Below are 17,514 nucleotides of genomic sequence, written 5' to 3' on the forward strand. Positions count from 1 at the left end.
CGCGATGGAACGTGCGTGGATGGTCACAAAACCGTGAGCCGACTACCCCTGTTATCGGCGGGCGAATCCGAAAATTTAGGGGATGCCGCGGATTTTTTTGCGGCGTATTTCCCCATTCAGAAAGCTGCCCAGCTATTTACCCGAAATCACCCCAGCTGTTCAAGCCCAACCCAACAGGGAATAACCCCAACCGGGAATCGCTTCAGGAGACGGGCCATGACCGCACCTCGCTCGGCGTCAGAAACGCCGCTCATGCGCATGACAAGATCGCGCGTGAACTACGTGTAAGCGCACAGGTGAGCGGAAAAGAACGCCGAGTTCGGCGTTTTGGGCCAATGTCGGATGGCGTTCAATGTGCTGCTAGTCACCCGGAACAATAGGTACAGCCATGAACAGAGTTGAACTGTCGACCATGGGCCTTGGCGCCTCGCTGGCGAAACAGGGGCGCGCCAGTGCATCCAATGCCTCGTTTGCTGATGTGCTTGAAGAATCCCAGCGCAACACGGACCGATTCCAGATGGGTAAACCGCCTGTCCCACTGTCTGCCGCTGAACAGGATCTGCACAATTATGTGAGCATGTCCACCGAAGAGCGTTTTTTTGAGATGACGCTACGGTCGCTAGGCATCTCAAAAGAAGAATATGAAGCGATGACGCCCGCGGAGAAGGAAGAAATTGCCCGACTCGTGCAAGAGCGCATCACTGAACGCGTCAAAGAGAATGCAAGCAGTGGGCGCGCATCGACTTTCGAGATTTTCTGAGCGCTCGTTGGGCTTGCTAGCCAAAGGAAGCTCTGGCTTTCGCGCATGACTGACGCATCAGCCAGAGCGGGGGCCGGCCCGTGCATCACGCAACCGACTGGCGCTCGCGGCCTCGTGTTTCAGCGGCGCCACACCCCGCCCAAATTTCTCGCGATACGCTGTCGGACTAGTCAGCACGATGCGCCGAAAGTGCCTGCGCATGGACTCCTCCGAGCCGAACCCTGCCAACTCGGCAATACGACCGATCGGCAAGGGCGTTTGCGCCTCAAGCATCTCACGGGCCACCGCCACACGTTCGCGCACCAACCATTCATACGGCGCCATGCCGGTAGCGTCATGAAATTGCCGTTGCAGCGTGCGCGGGCTCATGGCGGCGCGTTCCGCCAGAGCGCGCAGCGTGTGCGGCAAGGCGGGATGCTGGCGCATCCAGTCCATCAACTTCGTCAAACGCCCGCTGTCGTCGTGCGGCATGGGGCGCGGCACAAACTGCGCCTGGCCGCCTTCCCGGTGCGGCGCCACCACCAGCCGCTGCGCGACCCGGTTCGCCACGGCGCCGCCGTAATCGCGCCGCACCAGGTGCAGCAACATGTCCAGCCCCGCCGCCGAGCCCGCCGACGTGATGATCTGGCCTTCATCGATGTAGAGCGCATCCGGCTCAACCCGCACTTGCGGGTAACGACGCTGCAGCGTTTCGGCGTATCGCCAATGCGTGGTTACGGTCTTGCCGTCGAGCACGCCGGCCGCGGCCAGCACGAACACGCCGGAGCAGATCGAACATAGCCGCGCGCCGCGCTGGTATGCCATGCGGATTCGCTTGAGCAGCGCCTCGGGCGGCAATTCATCGGCATCGCGCCAACCGGGCACCACGATCGTATCGGCGCGATCAAGCATCTTGAGCGTGTACGGCGCGGCGACCGTGATGCCGCCGGCGGCGCGCAGCGGGCCGGGCTCGCTTGCGCAGACGGCGAAACGATACCAATCGACCCCCAGCTCGGGGCGTTCCAGCGCGAAGAGTTCCGTCACGCACCCGAATTCGAAAGTACAAAGCCGGTCGTAAGCCAGCGCAACGACAAGATGATTAGCCATGGCGGGATCTTACCGAATAATGGCAATTACGCCACTACCGCGGATGGCCGCCAACAGCCAGAATGAGGCCACTGGATCGGCTTTCCAGGCACGTTATTCCCGAACCATTTCTACAGAGTCCAACCATGTCGACCCCCAACGCCGTCACCGCGATCCCGGCCGCCCACAGTGAAGCCGCGCTTGCCCACTTTCGCGCGGCAATGCAGTTCGAGACCGATTGTTCGGACGTAGCCAGCGCGCTTGCCAGCGGCGCCCCCGGCTTCGTTCTGCTTGATGTCCGCAGCCCTGCCCTGTTCGCGCAAGGACACGTGCCGGGCGCGCTGAATCTGCCGCACGGCAAGATCGTGGAATCGAAACTCGTGAACTATCCCGTGGATACGCTCTTTGTCACGTACTGCGCCGGGCCGCACTGCAACGGTGCGACGCGTGGCGCAATGCGATTTGCCCAGTTGGGGCGGCCGGTGAAGGTGATGATCGGCGGGATCACCGGTTGGCTGGACGAGGGTTTCGACCTGGCGACGAGCGATGCGACGCAGCGCGGTGAAGCCTCTCGACCTGGTCGATAATCGGGCATTCCTGCTTTTTCGCATGGAGCGGGACGGGCAGATGCGGCGATTCCGGAAGCCCGAGTTTCGAGCCGATATCCATGGCACCGACAAGAAGTGCAGCTGGGTTCAGATAACCAGATTGCGAAAAGCGTAATGTCACCGTAGCAAAATTGTCATCGCGGCCCCTTAGCATGTGAGCCTATTTGCCGCCTTGCGTCGGCCTGCGTTGACTCTCTTGCGATATGCCCTGTTTCGCCAAGGCTTTTCCCCCTGGTTACTCGTCGCCGCCGTGCACATTGGCCTGAGGCTCATGCGGAAAATTCTAGCGACTTTGGCCACCGGGGCTGCCATCGCCTCGTCGGCGTCGGCAGGCGCCGAGCTCTCGACCGTCCACGATCCTGTCTTGGCCTATGACCTGGACTGGCCACGCCAGCCGCTACATGATGCTTTGCAACGATATAGTCAGTTGACCGGAGACTCCGTGCTGTACGACAGTGGGCAGACGGCAGGAAAAATGGCGGCGGCGCTGTCCGGCCGCTATACCCCCCACGAGGCGCTGACGAGCATGCTGGCTGGTACCGAGCTGCAAGCCCGCTATACCGCCCCGAAAGCGCTGCTGCTGCAGCCTCGCACGCGCACCCCACCCGCCCCTGTGCCGCCAATTTCGCAAGCCGCCCGACAGCAATACTATGGGCTGCTGCAGACCCGGGTGCTGACCGCCCTGTGCTCCCGCCCGGCCTTGCGCACGGGCCAATACCGTGTCGCGTTACGCGTAGACCTGGATCAACAACATTCCCTGTCGAACGTGTTGGTCCACGCCACCGGCCGACCCGAGATGGAGGCAGCGTTGCGCGAGTCTCTCGCCGGCCTGCCCATCGGCGCCCCGCCGCCCGGCTTCGGCCTACCCGCTACCCTGCTGATCACACCCGAGGCTGCACGCCGCTATGGCGGTTGCGCGCCATGAGCGGTGCCGGTCTGGCCGCGCTTCGGCGCCTGATCGCCGAGCGCTACGACGCCATCAAGCATCAGGTGGCTCGCCGGTTGGGCGGCGCGTCCGACCTGGCGGGTGACGCGCTGCACGATGCCTATATGCGCTTGTCCGTGCGCGACGACCTGGACGCCATTCGCCACCCGCAGTCTTATCTGGTCAACACCGCCGTGCATGTGGCCATTGACCGCATCCGGCAGGATGTGCGCCTGCTCAGCGAAAGCGAGGTGAGTGAATTTTTCGACGTCGCGGATGCCAGCCCCGGCCCGGACGTGGTGATGCAGTCACGCTCGGACATGACGCAGATGTTCAAGGCCTTGGACGCGCTGACGCCCCGTCAGCGCGATATCTTGCTTGCCGCGCGCGTGGAAGGCCTGTCTCGGCCCGAGCTTGCCAAGCGCTGGGGCATATCGGTGCGGCTGGTGGGGCGTGAACTACAGACCGCGCATGAGCATTGCGTGCGGGCGATGGCTCGGACGGAGAAATAATTGCAAGAAAGTGTTCATTTCAGTCCGATGGGGTTCCGTTCCGGCTTCGTGAAAACGTCTAGATATCAGCACGGCAAAAATCGCGCCGCGCATGCGAAACAACCCTATGGATACCAACCTTAACCCGGGCCCTGTTCCCGACCCCGCCATCGAGCGCGAGGCCCATGCCTGGGCGCGCATGCTGGCGACCAATGCGCCCACCACGCGAGACGGCGACGCGTTCAAGGCATGGCGCGCCCAAAGCGCGGCGCACGAGCGCGCCTGGGTAAACGCCGCCCGCGCCTGGAACGAACTGGGCCACGCCGCGCACGCCTATAGGGCACGCAACCCAGCGCCCAACCCGGCCCGCCCCGCCACGGTCAAGCTGGGCAGAAGATGGTTCCTGGCGGGAGGGGCCGGCGCCTTCGCCAGCATGGCCGCGGTTGCGCTGCTGCGGCCGCCTTTTGGTCTGTGGCCATCCTGGGCACAAGCCAATGCCGACTATCGCACCGTCACGGGCGAACAACGCAGCATCGAAATAGCGGGCCAGCACCTCGAACTGGATCTGAACACGCAGACCAGCATCAACGTATCGACGCGTGGCGACGAGCCGCGCATTGAAGTGGTGTCTGGCGAAGCCGCGATCCGGGCCGCTCGAAGTCAGCCCTGCGCGGTGCTCGCCGGGTCGGCGCGCATGCGCCTGTCCACCGGAGACGTCGAGGTACGCCGCCTGCATGACGACCGTGTTCACTTGCGCTGCAACAGTGGCCAGATTGAGCTGACGCATCCCAAAGCCACGATGCTGCTGACAGCGGGACAGCAACTCAGCTACGACGCCGATACGCTGGATGCGCCAACCGTCTTCACCCGGACGGTGTCGGATTGGCGTACCGGCATCGTCAGTTTTCACGACTTACCGCTGAACCTGGCAATAGACGAAATCAACCGATATCGTCCTGGGCGGGTGGTGCTGTTGAACGACGCGCTCGCGAAGCATCGATTAAGCGCGCGCTACGAGGTAAAGAACCTTGATCAGGCCATTGCGCAGATCCAGCAGTTGTACGGCGTGTCGGTTCGTCGCATGGGCGAAGTGGTGTTCTTAAGCTGACACCCCCCTGCGGGCCTGACGCCTGTCATAAAAAATTCACGGGGATTTCTGTGCCGAGCCCCAAGGCGTCGTTCGACTAGATGAGTAAGCGGGCACGGTGGCCATGTCACTGCCGCCCTTCATCGACATCCTTGAATCACGCCATGTCCTCGTCTACGTCCGCTACGCCTTTTGCCTCCTCTCGCCCGCAACACGTCCCCGCCCCCAAGGGTTCGCGCCATCCTGGCGGTGAGGCTGCCCGGCGCCTGAGCCCGCTGTCCCAGGCCCTTGCGGCCTTCGCTATCGCGGGCACCGCCAGCGGTGTGGCGCAGGCCCAGACGCGCGCGTTCAGCCCCGGCTGGTTTTCCGAGAAGAACGCGGTGCAGTCGACCGCGCAGCGCACTGGCCGCATGCCGGACGGCAGCTTTGCGGGCATCGGCAACAGCGCGCGCCAGCAAGCCCAATCACGTCAGCAACTACGGAAATCGCTGGAAAACCTGAACCGCACGGCCGCCGCCGTGGCCGCCCAGCAAGCGGCGCAGGCAGCCGCCCGCGCCGCCGCCGCGGCAGGCGGTGTGGACGTGCCGGACGGGCGGGTCGAAGGCGGCCTATGGGAAGCCCAGGGCGCGCAAGCCAAATGGGAAGGCGCCAAGGCGGCAACCTCGTCATCAAGCGGCGGCAGGCATACGGTCACGATCGAACAGACGAAGTCCCGCGCGATCCTGAACTGGGACACCTTCAACGTCGGCCGCAATACCACGCTGCAATTCAAGCAGGACGCCAGCGATGCCGTGCTGAACCGCGTTGTCGGCGCCAACGCCAGGCCCAGCCAGATCCAGGGCGCGATCAAAGCCGACGGCACCGTGCTGGTGGTGAACCAGAACGGCGTGATCTTCAGCGGCACCAGTCAGGTCAACGCCCGCAACCTGGTCGCCGCGGCCGCCACCATCACCGACGCGCAGTTCCGCGAAAAAGGCCTGTTCGTTGACACGGACGGCACGCAACCCACCTTCAAGGACGCGCTGGGCAGCGTGCTGGTGCAGCCCGGCGCGCGCATCGATACCGCCGCCCCCACCACCGCCACCAAGGGCGGCGGCTACGTGCTGCTGCTGGGCAGTGAAGTCCACAACGCCGGCACGCTCACCACCCCGCGCGGGCAGGCCGTGCTGGCCGCGGGCGACGATTTCGTTATTCGCCGCGGTTACGGCACCGACGGCAATCCCAGGTCCACCACCACGGGCGTCGAAATCAGCGCCACGCTGAAAACCGACAGCAAGGCAGGCCAGGTCCGCAACACCGGCCTGATCAGCGCGCCTGTCGGCGACATCACGATGACGGGCCATGCCGTGCGCCAGGACGGGGTGCTGGTCGCCACCACCGATATCACTGCGCGCGGCGCCATCCATCTGCTGAACCGGGCCAGCGATGCAGCAGGCAGCGTGACGCTGGGCGCGGGCAGCGTCACCGCCGTGCTGGTAGAGGCGTCCGCCCTGACCGGCCTGGACAGCCAGCGCCAGGCCGCGATCAAGACGGTGGACGGCTCGCCCACCAACAAGGCCACCGGCGCATTCGACAATCTGAGCACGGTCGCCGACCGCTTGGATCTGTCGCGCATCGAGGTGGTGACGGGCGACGTGGCGTCTTTCAAGGGCGGCTCGACCACCTTGGCCACTGGCGGGCAGATCGTCGTTTCAGCCAAAAGGCAGGCCGTGCTGGAGAACGGCGCGGAACTCGACGTGGCGGGCGCCATTGGCGTCAGCGTGTCGATGGAATCGAACAACCTGCAAATCAACGTGCAGGGCAACGAGCAGCGCGACGCGCCCGTCAACCGCGACAGCAAGCTGCTGAACAACAGCGATGTCTGGGTGGACCGCCGCACCCTGGTGAAAGTCGCCAGCGGCACCAATGGCTACAGCGGCGACCGCTGGTACACCAGCGGCGGTCTGCTGGAAGTGGGCGGGTATCTGGCCACCCGTGAACGTGGGGCCGGCGAATGGCTGGCGCAAGGCGGTACCGTGACCGTCACGGGCGGGGAATTGATCACCCGGGCCGGCTCCGACATCAACCTGTCGGGCGGCACGCTGGACGTGCAGGACGGCAACATCCGCCAAAGCTGGCTGCGCGGCGCCGATGGCCGCCTGTACGAAGTCTCGCGCGCGCCCGGCGACCTGCTCTACACCGGTCTGTACCGGGGATATGAAGATATCCATGCCCGCTGGGGCGACAAGGCCACGCGCACCTTCTACAACCCGTTGATCGCCCCGAAATCGCGCTTTGAAAGCGGTTACACCGTGGGCCGCGACGCGGGGCAGCTAATCGTCTCCACTGGCGCCGCCCAGTTGGCGGGCACCTTGACGGGCGAGGTCTACCAGGGAGCGCGCCAGGTCGACGCACCGCAATGGGATATGGACGGCTACTACCAATCGCAAACGGCCGTCGCGCGCCGCGCGCAGTTGACCGTCGGGAGCTATACGCCGATCTTCGATGCCAGCGCCAATATGCTGGCCTGGACGCTGGGTGGGGTCGCCAAGCATGTGACGGCAGGCGCGGGCGCCGCCGCCGACGGCGAGATCCGGCTGGATGCGGCCTGGCTCAACGCCGCCAATCTGGGCGCGATCCGGCTGGCCGGAACCGAGGGGGTCGCGGTCGATCAGGCTTTGCACGCGGCAACGGGTGCAAGCGTGGTTCTGTATGCGCCCCAGGTCGACATCAACGCCGGCATCAGCGCGGCGGGCGGCCGGATTCTGGCTGGCAACATCATCAAGCAATGGAACGCCAACGGCCGCAACGAAGACACGCCGGTGCTCGCGCCCGCCGACCGGCCCACCGGCGTGGCGGTCTCGGCAAACGCGGTACTGGACGCCGGCGGCCTGTGGACCAATGTGCTTGCCAACCCCGCCGCTTCCGGCGCACTGGCCTATCGCCAGGGCGGCACCGTATCGCTGCGCAGCACCCAGGGCGTAACCCTGGCCCCGGGCAGCATCTTGGACGTGTCTGGCGGCGGAGCCATGCTGGCCAATGGCAAGACCCTCGGCGGCAAGGGAGGCGACGTCACGCTGGCGGCGGGCTTTGATGCCGCGCTCAGCCACGAAGGGACGATTGCGGCACAGGGCGTGGATGGCGGCGGCAAGCTGTCTTTGCAGGCGGACAAGGTGCGCATCGTAGCGGCAGGTCAGGTGGCCGCGGCGATCGCCGACGCGGCGGGAAGCAGAGTCTCCGTCCTGGCCGACGACGCCTTCGACATGGGGTTCTCGCAATACGAAGTGATCGGCTTCCATGGCCTGGAGGTCGCGGACGGGGCGCAAGTCCGGGTCACGATGCCGGTCCAGCGCTACGCCTCCGGCGTGCGCGCCATCCAGGACAAGTCGCAAGCCCTGCAGACCTGGATGCCCGTGCTCTACCAGGAAAATCCGGCCAAAAGCCTGCTGACGCAACGCAAGGGCGCCAGCCTGGCGCTACAGGCGGGATCCTCGTTGTCGACCGCCGCCGATTTGGCGACCACGCTTCTGCGCGTGGGCGACGGCGCCCTCGTCGAGGTGGATCCAGGGCAGAAGATCGATCTGGCCGGCATCGGGCAGATCACGCTGAACGGCACGTTCAACGCGTGGGGCGGCGCTATCGCGGTCCAGGGGATACGACCCGGGTCCGCGGATGACGCCATCGCGGCCGGGCATGGCCGATCCATCTGGCTGGGCGAAACCGCCGTGCTGGACGTCGCGGGCCGCGCCGCCACCGCCTTCAACCACGACGGCCAGGCATATGGCCGCGTGCAGGACGGCGGCAGCATCGTGCTGGGCGGCCAGGTAGACGTATCGCTGGGCGTCTCCCCGTCGCCCGACCTGTTCATCGTCTCGCGCCCCGGCAGCCGCCTGGACGCCTCGGGCAGCGCCGCCACGGTGCTGGTCAACGGCGCGCCAACAAGGTTGGCTGGCGCTGGCGGCAGCATCACCATCAGTTCCGGCAACGGCCTGTACCTGGATGGCCGCATGACCGCCCTTGCAGGCGGCGCGGGCGCGGCCGGCGGCACCCTGTCAATCGGCCTGGATGCACCGGTCTACCGCACGGCGGCGATGGCAGCCCGAGTGAACCAAGGACGTGACCTGCTCCTGTCGCAACAGGCCTTGCCCGACGAGCTTGCCGACTTTGCCGACCCGGAGGCCGCGGCCGACGAGCTGGTCTATGGGCGCGGCGCCATCAGTGTGGCGCAAGTGCGGGACGGGGGGTTCGGCAGCCTGAACCTGCTGAGCAACGGCGCCATCAGCTTTGCGGGCGACGTCGACCTGCGCATGGGTCAAAGCCTGCGCCTGTTCAGCACGTCGCTCAACATGACGGAAGCCGCCCCCTCCACGGCCCAGGTGCGGTTGGCCGCCCCCTATGTGATGCTGGCGGGGGCCACCGACAACGGCGCGCCCGACTTATACACCCGCCCGACATCCTCGCGCCCGCCCTCCACTCGCGTCAGCGAATCCGCCTTCATCGCGGATGCCGGATTCATCGATATCCGCGACATGGTCGTGCTGGGCGCGCTGACCACGCAGCGGGCGCCGAACGGCGATGTCAGCTACGTCGGCACGGGCTTCACCCAGACCGACCTGCGCAGCCAGGGCGACATCCGTGTGCTGGGCGGCCGCGGCACGCAAGTCGCGCTGGCGAACCAGCCCTACACCACGCAGCTTGCTGCCCCGGGCAATCTCAGCCTGACCGCCGCGCAGATCTATCCGGACACGGGAGCGGTGACGCGGATCGTGGCCGGCCCGAACGGCACGCGCGACGGCGTCATCGGCTACGAAGCGGACCGCACGCTTACCATCCGCCGCAATAGCGACGCCCTTCCCCCGCTTCCGTACAGCGCGTTCGGCAAGCTGCGCTTAGCCGCCGACATCATCGACCAGGGCGGCGTGGTGCGCGCGCCGCTCGGAATGCTGGAAGTGGGGGTCGCGGATACCACCGGCACCACCTCCCGCGTCAATCTGCTGCCAGGCAGCGTCACGTCCGTCAGTGGCCGGGGGCTGGTCATGCCCTATGGCGGCACCGTCGACGGCGTGACCTATCAATACGCCGGGCAGAACATCGTGTTGACCGGCGCAGGCGCCGCCACGATCGGCGGCGAATTAAGCAGCGGCATCCAACTGGCGGGCGAAGAGGTTCGGGTAGGCAGCAACGCTATGCTCGACCTGTCCGGCGGTGGTCAATTGCTGGGGGCCGCTTTCGTGACGGGCCGGGGAGGTTCCACCGACGCCCGATTCAACCCGCTGGTGCAGATCAATGCCAAGGGTGCTGGCTTCACCCTGCCGGGCCTGGCAAGCAACCCGGTCTACGCGCTGGTGCCCGGCATGCAGGCGCCCGTGGCCCCCACCACGCCCGACGGGCGCCAGCATTCGCCGCAGATCGGTCAGCAAGTCACGGTGGGGAGCGGCGTGCCCGGCCTGCCCGCCGGCACCTATACGCTGATGCCATCCACCTATGCCCTGATGCCGGGCGCGTTCCGCGTGGAAGTCAACGGCCTGGCGGCGGGCGTGCCCGCTTCAGGCGCGATACCGCTGCGCAACGGCTCCTGGTCCATTGCGGGCAACGTCGGCACGGCCGGCACAAACCTCGCCACGGCGGCGCCCAAGCAGTTGTTGATCACGTCCGGCGACGTCCTGCGCCAGTACTCGCAATACAACGAGATGGACTACGCAGCCTTCGTGCAGGCCGACGGCGTGCGCCGCGGCGTTCCGCGCGCCATGCTGCCCGCTGACGCGCGCACATTGCGGGCTTATCTGGCGGGCGGCGCCCAGGGCCAGGCCTTTTCGTTCGCGGGCCAGGTCGACTTTTCCGCCGCCACAGCCGGCTACGGCGGCACGTTCGCCGTCGCGTCCAGCGATACCAAGGCGGGGCATCTAGAGGTCACCGCCCCGGGCGCGGGGCGCAGCGCAGGCTTCGAGGGCTTATCCCTGGATTCCGGCCAGCTCAGCGCGCTTGGCGCACCCCGCCTGGTGCTGGGCGCCGTCCCCTATGTGGACTACACCAACAACAGCAACACCGTCGACTTCGGCTACGCCCGCACGCACCTCTTATCCGTGGCGCTGCGCGAGGGCGCGTCGCTCTCAGCGGCCGAAGTCTTCCTGGTGACCAGCGGCCTGACCACCGGCATCACCGTTGAACGGGGGGCATCCATCAACACCATCGGTCGCGGCAAGGCGCCTTTTGATTCCACTGCCGGCTACACCTATGGGGCATCCGCCAGCAGTTTCCTGGCCCTGTCCAACGGTTGGATCAACATGCTTCCACCCACCGTGGACCAGGAACCCAAAGGCGCCGGCCCTATCCGCATCGGCGTCTGCGGTGTTACCTGCGCCGGTGAATCCCTGCTGTACACCGAGGGCACGCTGGCCGCCGTCACCAACAAGACCTTCGACCTGGGCAGCGCCGCCAGCTACGGCGCGCGCTACCTGACGCTGGCGGTAGGCGCCATCAACGCCGGCAGCGAACAGGCCCTGGCGGCGGCAGCCGCGCGCGGCGCGCTTGGCGCAGGGCTTAGCCTGGACCAGACGCTGCTGAATCGCCTGATGGCGGGCGACCAGCGCTTTAGCGCGCCGGCGCTTGAGATGCTGACCCTGGCCGTCAGCGACTCGTTCAACTTCTTCGAAACCGTCACGCTGGACACGACCGATCCCGCCACCGGCAAGTCGCGCCTGCAAACGCTGGCGCTGACGGCCCCGGCCATCTACGGCTATGGCCAAGCGGGCGACGTGGCCACGCTGCGCGCGGGCAACCTGATCTGGAACGGATCGATCACGCCGCCCGTCGGCGTGATCGACAACGGGGCGGGCACCGGCAGCGGCACGCTGAATATCCAGGCCGAGCGCATCGAATTCGGCTATGGCCCCTACACCCAGCCGCTGGGCGAACTGGACAATGCCCGCCTGGCCTTGGGTTTTGCCAACGTCAACCTGAGCGCCAGCGACCGCATCACCGCCAATCATCAAGGCAGCCTGGCCGTGTACCAGTCCCGGGGCGCTTTCGATACCGCCTCAGGTTGGCGCTACAGCGGTGGCACATTGAACATGGAGGCTCCCCTTCTGACGGGTGAATCCGGTTCCATCAACCGAATCAAGGCCGGCACCGCGATCAACTTCAGCAGTCCGCTGGCAGTGGCATCCGTTCCCCAGGGGCTCGGACTGGGCGCGGAACTGGCGCTGGACGCCGGCACGCTGAATATCAACGGCCGCATCACCCTGCCCACGGGCAAGCTGAGCGCAATCGCGGACAACGCCTTGATCCTGGGGCCCGGCGCGCATCTGGACGTAGCTGGCCGGCCCGTGCCATTCGACGACATCACAAAATACAGCTGGGGAGGCGACGTCAGCCTCCACAGCCGGCAAGGCGACATCACGCAAGCGGCGGGCAGCATCATCGATGTCTCCGCCCAATACAACCGCGCCGGGCGCCTGACCGCCGTGGCGCTGGCCGACGACGCTGGCCGCGTGGACCTGCAAGGCCGCATTCTGGGCATGGCTTCGGGCCGGTATGACGCGGGCGGCACCCTGGTCCCCTACGCCTTTGGCGAAGTGGATATCCGAGCGCAGCAAGTGGACTTCGCGGCGCTGAACCAACGCCTGAACGAGGGCCAGGTCTTCGGCGGGCGCAGCCTTCAGCTCAAGCGCGGCAACCTTGTCATCGGCGACGAGGTACGTGCCCGAAATGTGAATATCTCGGTCGATGCCGGCAGCCTGACCGTGACCGGCCGCATTGACGCCAGTGGCGACGGTGCCGGCAGCATCCGCCTGGCGGCGCGCGATGGCCTGCGCCTGGCGTCCACCGCCGCACTGGATGCGCACAGCACGACACTGCGCGTGGACAGCTACGGCAAGATCATTGACGCCCCCAACCGCGCCATCGTGGAACTGAATTCGGGCAATGGCCTGTTGCGAATGGACGCAGGCGCGGTCATCGATTTGCGCGCCGGCACGGGCGCGCCCCGCAACGACGGCCTGCCGCGAGGCACGCTGGCGCTGAATGCGCCGCGTCTGGGCGGCGCGACCGGCGGCGACATCAACATCGATGCGCGCGGGCCGCTGGACATCCGCGGCGCGCGCAGCATCGCGGTCAACGGGGTCTGGGTCTATACGGACGCAACACCGGGTACCGAAACCACGGCGGACGGCAAGCCCTACCAGGTCATCGACCAGGCCTACCTGAACCGCCTGCACGACGACAGCGTCGACTTCATTGACCGGGCTCGGTCCAACAGCAACCTGGTCAACGGCAAGCTGGCCGGCCTGCTCGCCTATGGCGACGCCCTGCACCTGCGCCCCGGCGTCGAGATCCGCAGCGCCACCGCGGACGGCAACCTGGTGGTGCAAGGCGATCTGGACCTGTCCGGCTTCCGCTATGCCAGCCTGAACCCGCATACGCCGCTGCGACCGGGCGTCTACGGCTCGGGGGAAGTGGGCAATCTGGTCATCCGCGCAGGCGGCGACTTGCAGATCCACGGCAGCATCAACGACGGCTTCGCCCCGCCTCCTGAGGTCAAGCAGGACTTGAACGGCTGGCGCCTGCTGCCGGGCCGGGACTTCACTGGCGGCGACATGATCACGCCCCATGCCGGCGTGGTGCTGGCCGTCGGTACTGCGTTCCCGGTCGGCGCCATACTGAATTACGACTTGATGCTGCAAGGCGGCGTGCTTGCCGAACATTCCGTATTGCCCGTTACTGCCCCCTTGGCCCGGGAGTTGATACTTCCCGCGGGCACGGTGCTATCGGCGCCCATCTTCAACCCGGACGGCACGGTGGCGCACGCAGCCGGCACCGTGCTGCACCAAGCGTTGACACTGCCCCCCGGCATGGCCCTGGCGGCAGGCACGCGCTTATCAAGTAGCGCCTTCCTTGGCGCCGTCACCTGGCCTGCCGGCATTCCCCTGCCCGCCAACGCGAACCTGGCCGCCGCGGTCACCCTGCCGCGTGGCGCGCTGATCCCGTCGGGCACGAACGTGATGCTGGAACCCGGGGTGGAATACGTCGATCTGCGCCCGCGCGTCGACGGCGCCCAGGGCCAGGTGTGGGCCGTGGCGCCCATGCTGCCTGAAGGTTCGCAATCGTGGTCTATGCGGCTTGCGGGCGGCGCTGATCTGGGCGCGGCCGATACACGCATCACGCAGTACGCCACGAAGGTCGGGCTTCAGCGTGGGGACCTGGTGCTGGCCGACAGCCACTACGGCATGTATGGCTTTGATGGCCCCGGCAACTTCGTCTGGACGCAGTTGGTCGCCGACGACCTCGGCATGCCGGAGTTGGTGGGGCAGGTCATCGAGGACGATTTCACCCGCGACATGTTCGGCTATCCGAGTGCCGGCGCCCTGTGCGCCGACCTCCCCGAGTACTGCGCCTCAAGCGGCGCGAACAACTACATCCCCGCGCCCGCCACCCCGCGCTTCAGCGTGCTGCGTACCGGCACCGGCGACCTGGATCTGCTGGCGGGCGGCAGCTTGCGCATGCAGTCGCTGTATGGCGTCTACACCGCGGGCACGTCATCCACGGGCACCTACGCGGGCGACCCCTACAACCAGCCGCGCCTGATCAATTCCGACGACACGGTGCTGCGCGACCCGAGCAAGGGCTTTGAAGCCTTTGTGGACGGCGGTCCGCAAAGCGTCTACCGCGCCTGGTATCCGGATGGCGGTGGCAACGTGACGCTGCGTGCCGGCGTCAGCCTGACCGGCGATCTGATGACGGCATCCGTGGCTTCGTACGGGCGGCCATTGACCCGCTCGACCGGCTACTCCTCCGACCTGGTCGGAAACTGGCTGTGGCGCCAGGGCAGCGGCGACGCGGCGATAGGCCAGGCACAGCCCACCGCATGGTGGCTGAACTTCGGCACCTATACCTCCAGCGCGCCAGACCAAGCCGATGAATTGCGCGGCTTCACCGGCTTCGGCACCCTGGGCGGCGGCAACCTGGACATCGACGTGCGCGGCGACGCCGGCATCATCACTTCGCACCCCATCAGTTACCAGGAACGCCAGATCAACCCGCGCAGCCAGGCCTTGACGCTGGCCGTGGCCAGCACGGGCCGCGTGATGGCCGACGGCACGTTGGCGCTGACCGGTGGCGGCGACCTCATCCTGCGGGTCGGCGGCAGCTTGAACCCTGCGCTGCCCAGCTTCTATGAAGCCCCGGGCGCGGTCACCAACCTGCGCGGCCAGACGCTGCTGCAAGCCGCCTCGATGGGCCGGATGGACCCGATCTACAACCTTCGGGCGGCACGCGACACGCGCGCGCTGGACCGCTTCCAGGCCAGCACCTACGAGCCCGCGGGGGCGTTGACGCTGACGCCGGGAGACAGCGCTTTCCAGGTGCAAAGCCTGGGCGCCCTCGTCATCCAGACCGCCAGGGACCCCGGCCGCGTCCTCCTGCCGGTGTCCATGCCGTACACGCAGGCCGATGGCACGCTGGGCGTTTACGGATCCGACAGTTGGTTTTCGCTATGGACGCCCAATACCGCCATCGACCTGTTCAGCGCGGGCGGCGACGTGGCGCCGGTATTCAGGGCCGGCATCGACAACGATGGCATCGTCATCTACCCCTCGCAGTTCTCAGCAGTCGCCGCTCATGGAGATATCCGGTACGACAATCCGGTCGCCCTCGCGCCCGGCGCCCTGTCCCGCCTGGACCTGCTGGCCGGTCAATCCATTTATGGTGGCGACGCCCCCTTTGGACGCACCAGCGCCGATCCTGGCGCGTTGGCATCCATCGACCGGCCGGCCTTTGCCGGAAAGGTAAAGGCCGCCCACAGCAGCAGCATCATCTGGGGCCCCACCACCCTATCGCCCGACGGCGCCTATCGGGACAACGTACTGTTCGCCTTCGGGTCGTTGACGGCCGCCACGTCGGACGTCATGGCGCCCTCGCGCTTTTATGCCAGGGACGGCGACCTTGTCGGTGTCAGCAGCGGCCGGCATATCCGGCTGGCGAACATCGGCAATGTCCTGACCGGCACCGACTGGTACGCCGCGGGCGGCCCAGTGCGCATGATCGCCGGCCGGGACATCGTCGGCAGCGGCAGCCCGCTGGGGGCAACCGATTCGCTATCCGGCCCGATCCCGTATCAATACACCGACAATCTTTTCGTGCATGGCGATGCCAACGACGTGTCCGTGGTGCAAGCCGGCCGCGACATCCTTTACGGCAGCTTCACCGTGGCCGGCCCTGGCACGCTGGAAATCAGCGCGGGCCGCAACATCCTGATGGAAGACAAGGCCGCCGTTATCAGCCTGGGTCCTGTCGTGACCGGCGATACCCGTCCAGGCGCCAGCATCGTGCTGCAAGCGGGGCTCGGTGCGCAGGGCGGCGACTACGCTGGCTTGCTACGTCACTACCTCGATGCGGGCGTCGCCGATCCCGGCCTGCCGCTGACCGACCAAGGCAAGCCTTTCAAGACCTATGAAGCCGAACTGCTGCTTTGGCTGACGCAGGCCTATGGATTTGCCGGCAGCATGGACGACGCCCGCGCCTTTTTCGATGCGCTGCCGCCAGCGCAGCAGCGCGTGTTCGCGCGTCAGGTCTACTTCGCCGAACTCCGTGCCGGCGGCCGCGAATTCAACGACCGGACCAGCCCGCGCGAAGGCAGCTATTTGCGCGGCCGGCAAGCCGTTGCCGCGCTGTTCCCGTCCCTGAGCACGACGGGGCAGACGCAACGCTACGAAGGCAGCATCACCCTGTACGGGGGCGCCGGCCTGCAAACCCGCAGCGGCGGCAACGTCCAGGTTCTGACGCCCGGCGGTGCGCAGGTCTACGGCGTGGAAGGCGCGGCGCCGCCCGCCACCGCGGGCGTGCTGACCCAAGGTAGCGGCGACATCCAGCTGTATGCGCAGGACAGCATTCTGCTGGGACAAAGCCGAGTCATGACGACTTTCGGCGGTGACATCCTGGCCTGGTCCGCGCAAGGCGACATCAACGCGGGACGCGGTTCCAAGACCACGGTGGTCTACACCCCGCCCCGCCGGCTATACGACAGCGTAGGCAACATCACGCTGTCTTCCGCCGCGCCGTCCAGCGGCGCCGGCATTGCCACCCTGGCGCCGTTGGCGGAAGTGCCCGCCGGCGACGTGGATCTGTACGCACCGTTGGGCACCATTGACGCGGGGGAAGCGGGCATCCGCGTGTCGGGCAACGTCAACATTGCCGCGCAATCCGTGCTGAACGCCGCCAACATCAAGACGCAAGGAGACAGCGTCGGCATCCCGCTAGCCGCTACCGTCAACACCGGCGCACTTACGTCAGCCAGCACGGCGGCAACCTCGGCGGTCAACGCCGCCCAGGAATCGGTGCAGCGCAGCCAGGACCGGGCGCGTCAAGGCCAACCCTCGATCATCAACGTGCAGATCCTGGGCTTTGGAGAGGAGCCGCTATCTGGCGCCGCACCGCCGCTCCAGCGTGACAGCCGATCCGATAACGCCTCGGCATATCGACCGAACAATATGGTGCAGGTCGTCGGCAACGGAGCACTTACGTCGGCGCAACTCGAAAAGTTGAGCCCTGAGGAGAGGACCGCGTTTGGACTGTAGTTGGCGCGCCATGACATTGACGGGCAAGAC

General features: G+C 66.6%; 7 protein-coding genes. 6 read left to right on the forward strand and 1 reads right to left on the reverse strand.

What is annotated here, in order from left to right; genetic code table 11:
- Window positions 1-388: 388 nt before the first annotated feature.
- Window positions 389-760 (forward strand): hypothetical protein, encoded by a 372-nt coding sequence (locus WBR68_RS24340; RefSeq protein ID WP_230695478.1) that lies wholly within the window; start codon window positions 389-391, stop codon window positions 758-760.
- Between the two features lie 57 nt (window positions 761-817).
- On the opposite strand, the gene ftrA is transcribed toward WBR68_RS24340, so the two are convergent.
- Window positions 818-1,846, reverse strand: coding sequence for a transcriptional regulator FtrA (gene ftrA / locus WBR68_RS24345; RefSeq protein ID WP_230695479.1), 1,029 nt, complete (start codon window positions 1,844-1,846; stop codon window positions 818-820).
- A 125-nt stretch (window positions 1,847-1,971) separates the two neighbouring features.
- Between ftrA and WBR68_RS24350 the strand changes: the two genes are divergently transcribed.
- The 5 genes from WBR68_RS24350 to WBR68_RS24370 all read left to right on the forward strand — a co-directional run bounded on the left by WBR68_RS24350 (window position 1,972) and on the right by WBR68_RS24370 (window position 17,484).
- The gene (locus tag WBR68_RS24350; protein ID WP_230695480.1) at window positions 1,972-2,412 is read left to right on the forward strand and encodes a rhodanese-like domain-containing protein; all 441 of its coding nucleotides are present in this window, start codon (window positions 1,972-1,974) and stop codon (window positions 2,410-2,412) included.
- Window positions 2,413-2,704: 292 nt separating this feature from the next.
- A complete protein-coding gene (locus WBR68_RS24355; protein ID WP_157055556.1) occupies window positions 2,705-3,358 on the forward strand; it encodes an STN domain-containing protein in 654 nt (217 codons plus the stop codon).
- Entirely contained in the window at window positions 3,355-3,870 is a 516-nt protein-coding gene (locus WBR68_RS24360; RefSeq protein WP_050450442.1) for an RNA polymerase sigma factor, read from the forward strand. The genes WBR68_RS24355 and WBR68_RS24360 overlap by 4 nt, the downstream gene beginning before the upstream one ends.
- Before the next feature lie 106 nt (window positions 3,871-3,976).
- Window positions 3,977-4,957, forward strand: a complete 981-nt coding sequence (locus WBR68_RS24365) for a FecR family protein (protein ID WP_230695481.1) — start codon at window positions 3,977-3,979, stop codon at window positions 4,955-4,957.
- A gap of 143 nt (window positions 4,958-5,100) precedes the next feature.
- Window positions 5,101-17,484: a filamentous haemagglutinin family protein gene (locus tag WBR68_RS24370; RefSeq protein WP_230695482.1), complete on the forward strand. Its 12,384-nt coding sequence runs from the start codon at window positions 5,101-5,103 to the stop codon at window positions 17,482-17,484.
- Window positions 17,485-17,514: the final 30 nt, after the last annotated feature.

The organism is Achromobacter sp. JD-1 (assembly GCF_038594925.1).
Classification (GTDB): Bacteria; Pseudomonadota; Gammaproteobacteria; order Burkholderiales; family Burkholderiaceae_B; genus Achromobacter; species Achromobacter spanius_C.

What these genes read in the sequence shown, in the direction of transcription:
- WBR68_RS24370 (WP_230695482.1), top strand. Translation starts at nt 5,101, where the DNA reads ATGTCCTCGTCTACGTCCGCTACGCCTTTTGCCTCCTCTCGCCCGCAA.
- WBR68_RS24355 (WP_157055556.1), top strand. Translation starts at nt 2,705, where the DNA reads ATGCGGAAAATTCTAGCGACTTTGGCCACCGGGGCTGCCATCGCCTCG.
- WBR68_RS24365 (WP_230695481.1), top strand. Translation starts at nt 3,977, where the DNA reads ATGGATACCAACCTTAACCCGGGCCCTGTTCCCGACCCCGCCATCGAG.
- WBR68_RS24350 (WP_230695480.1), top strand. Translation starts at nt 1,972, where the DNA reads ATGTCGACCCCCAACGCCGTCACCGCGATCCCGGCCGCCCACAGTGAA.
- WBR68_RS24340 (WP_230695478.1), top strand. Translation starts at nt 389, where the DNA reads ATGAACAGAGTTGAACTGTCGACCATGGGCCTTGGCGCCTCGCTGGCG.
- ftrA (WP_230695479.1), bottom strand. Translation starts at nt 1,846, where the DNA reads ATGGCTAATCATCTTGTCGTTGCGCTGGCTTACGACCGGCTTTGTACT.
- WBR68_RS24360 (WP_050450442.1), top strand. Translation starts at nt 3,355, where the DNA reads ATGAGCGGTGCCGGTCTGGCCGCGCTTCGGCGCCTGATCGCCGAGCGC.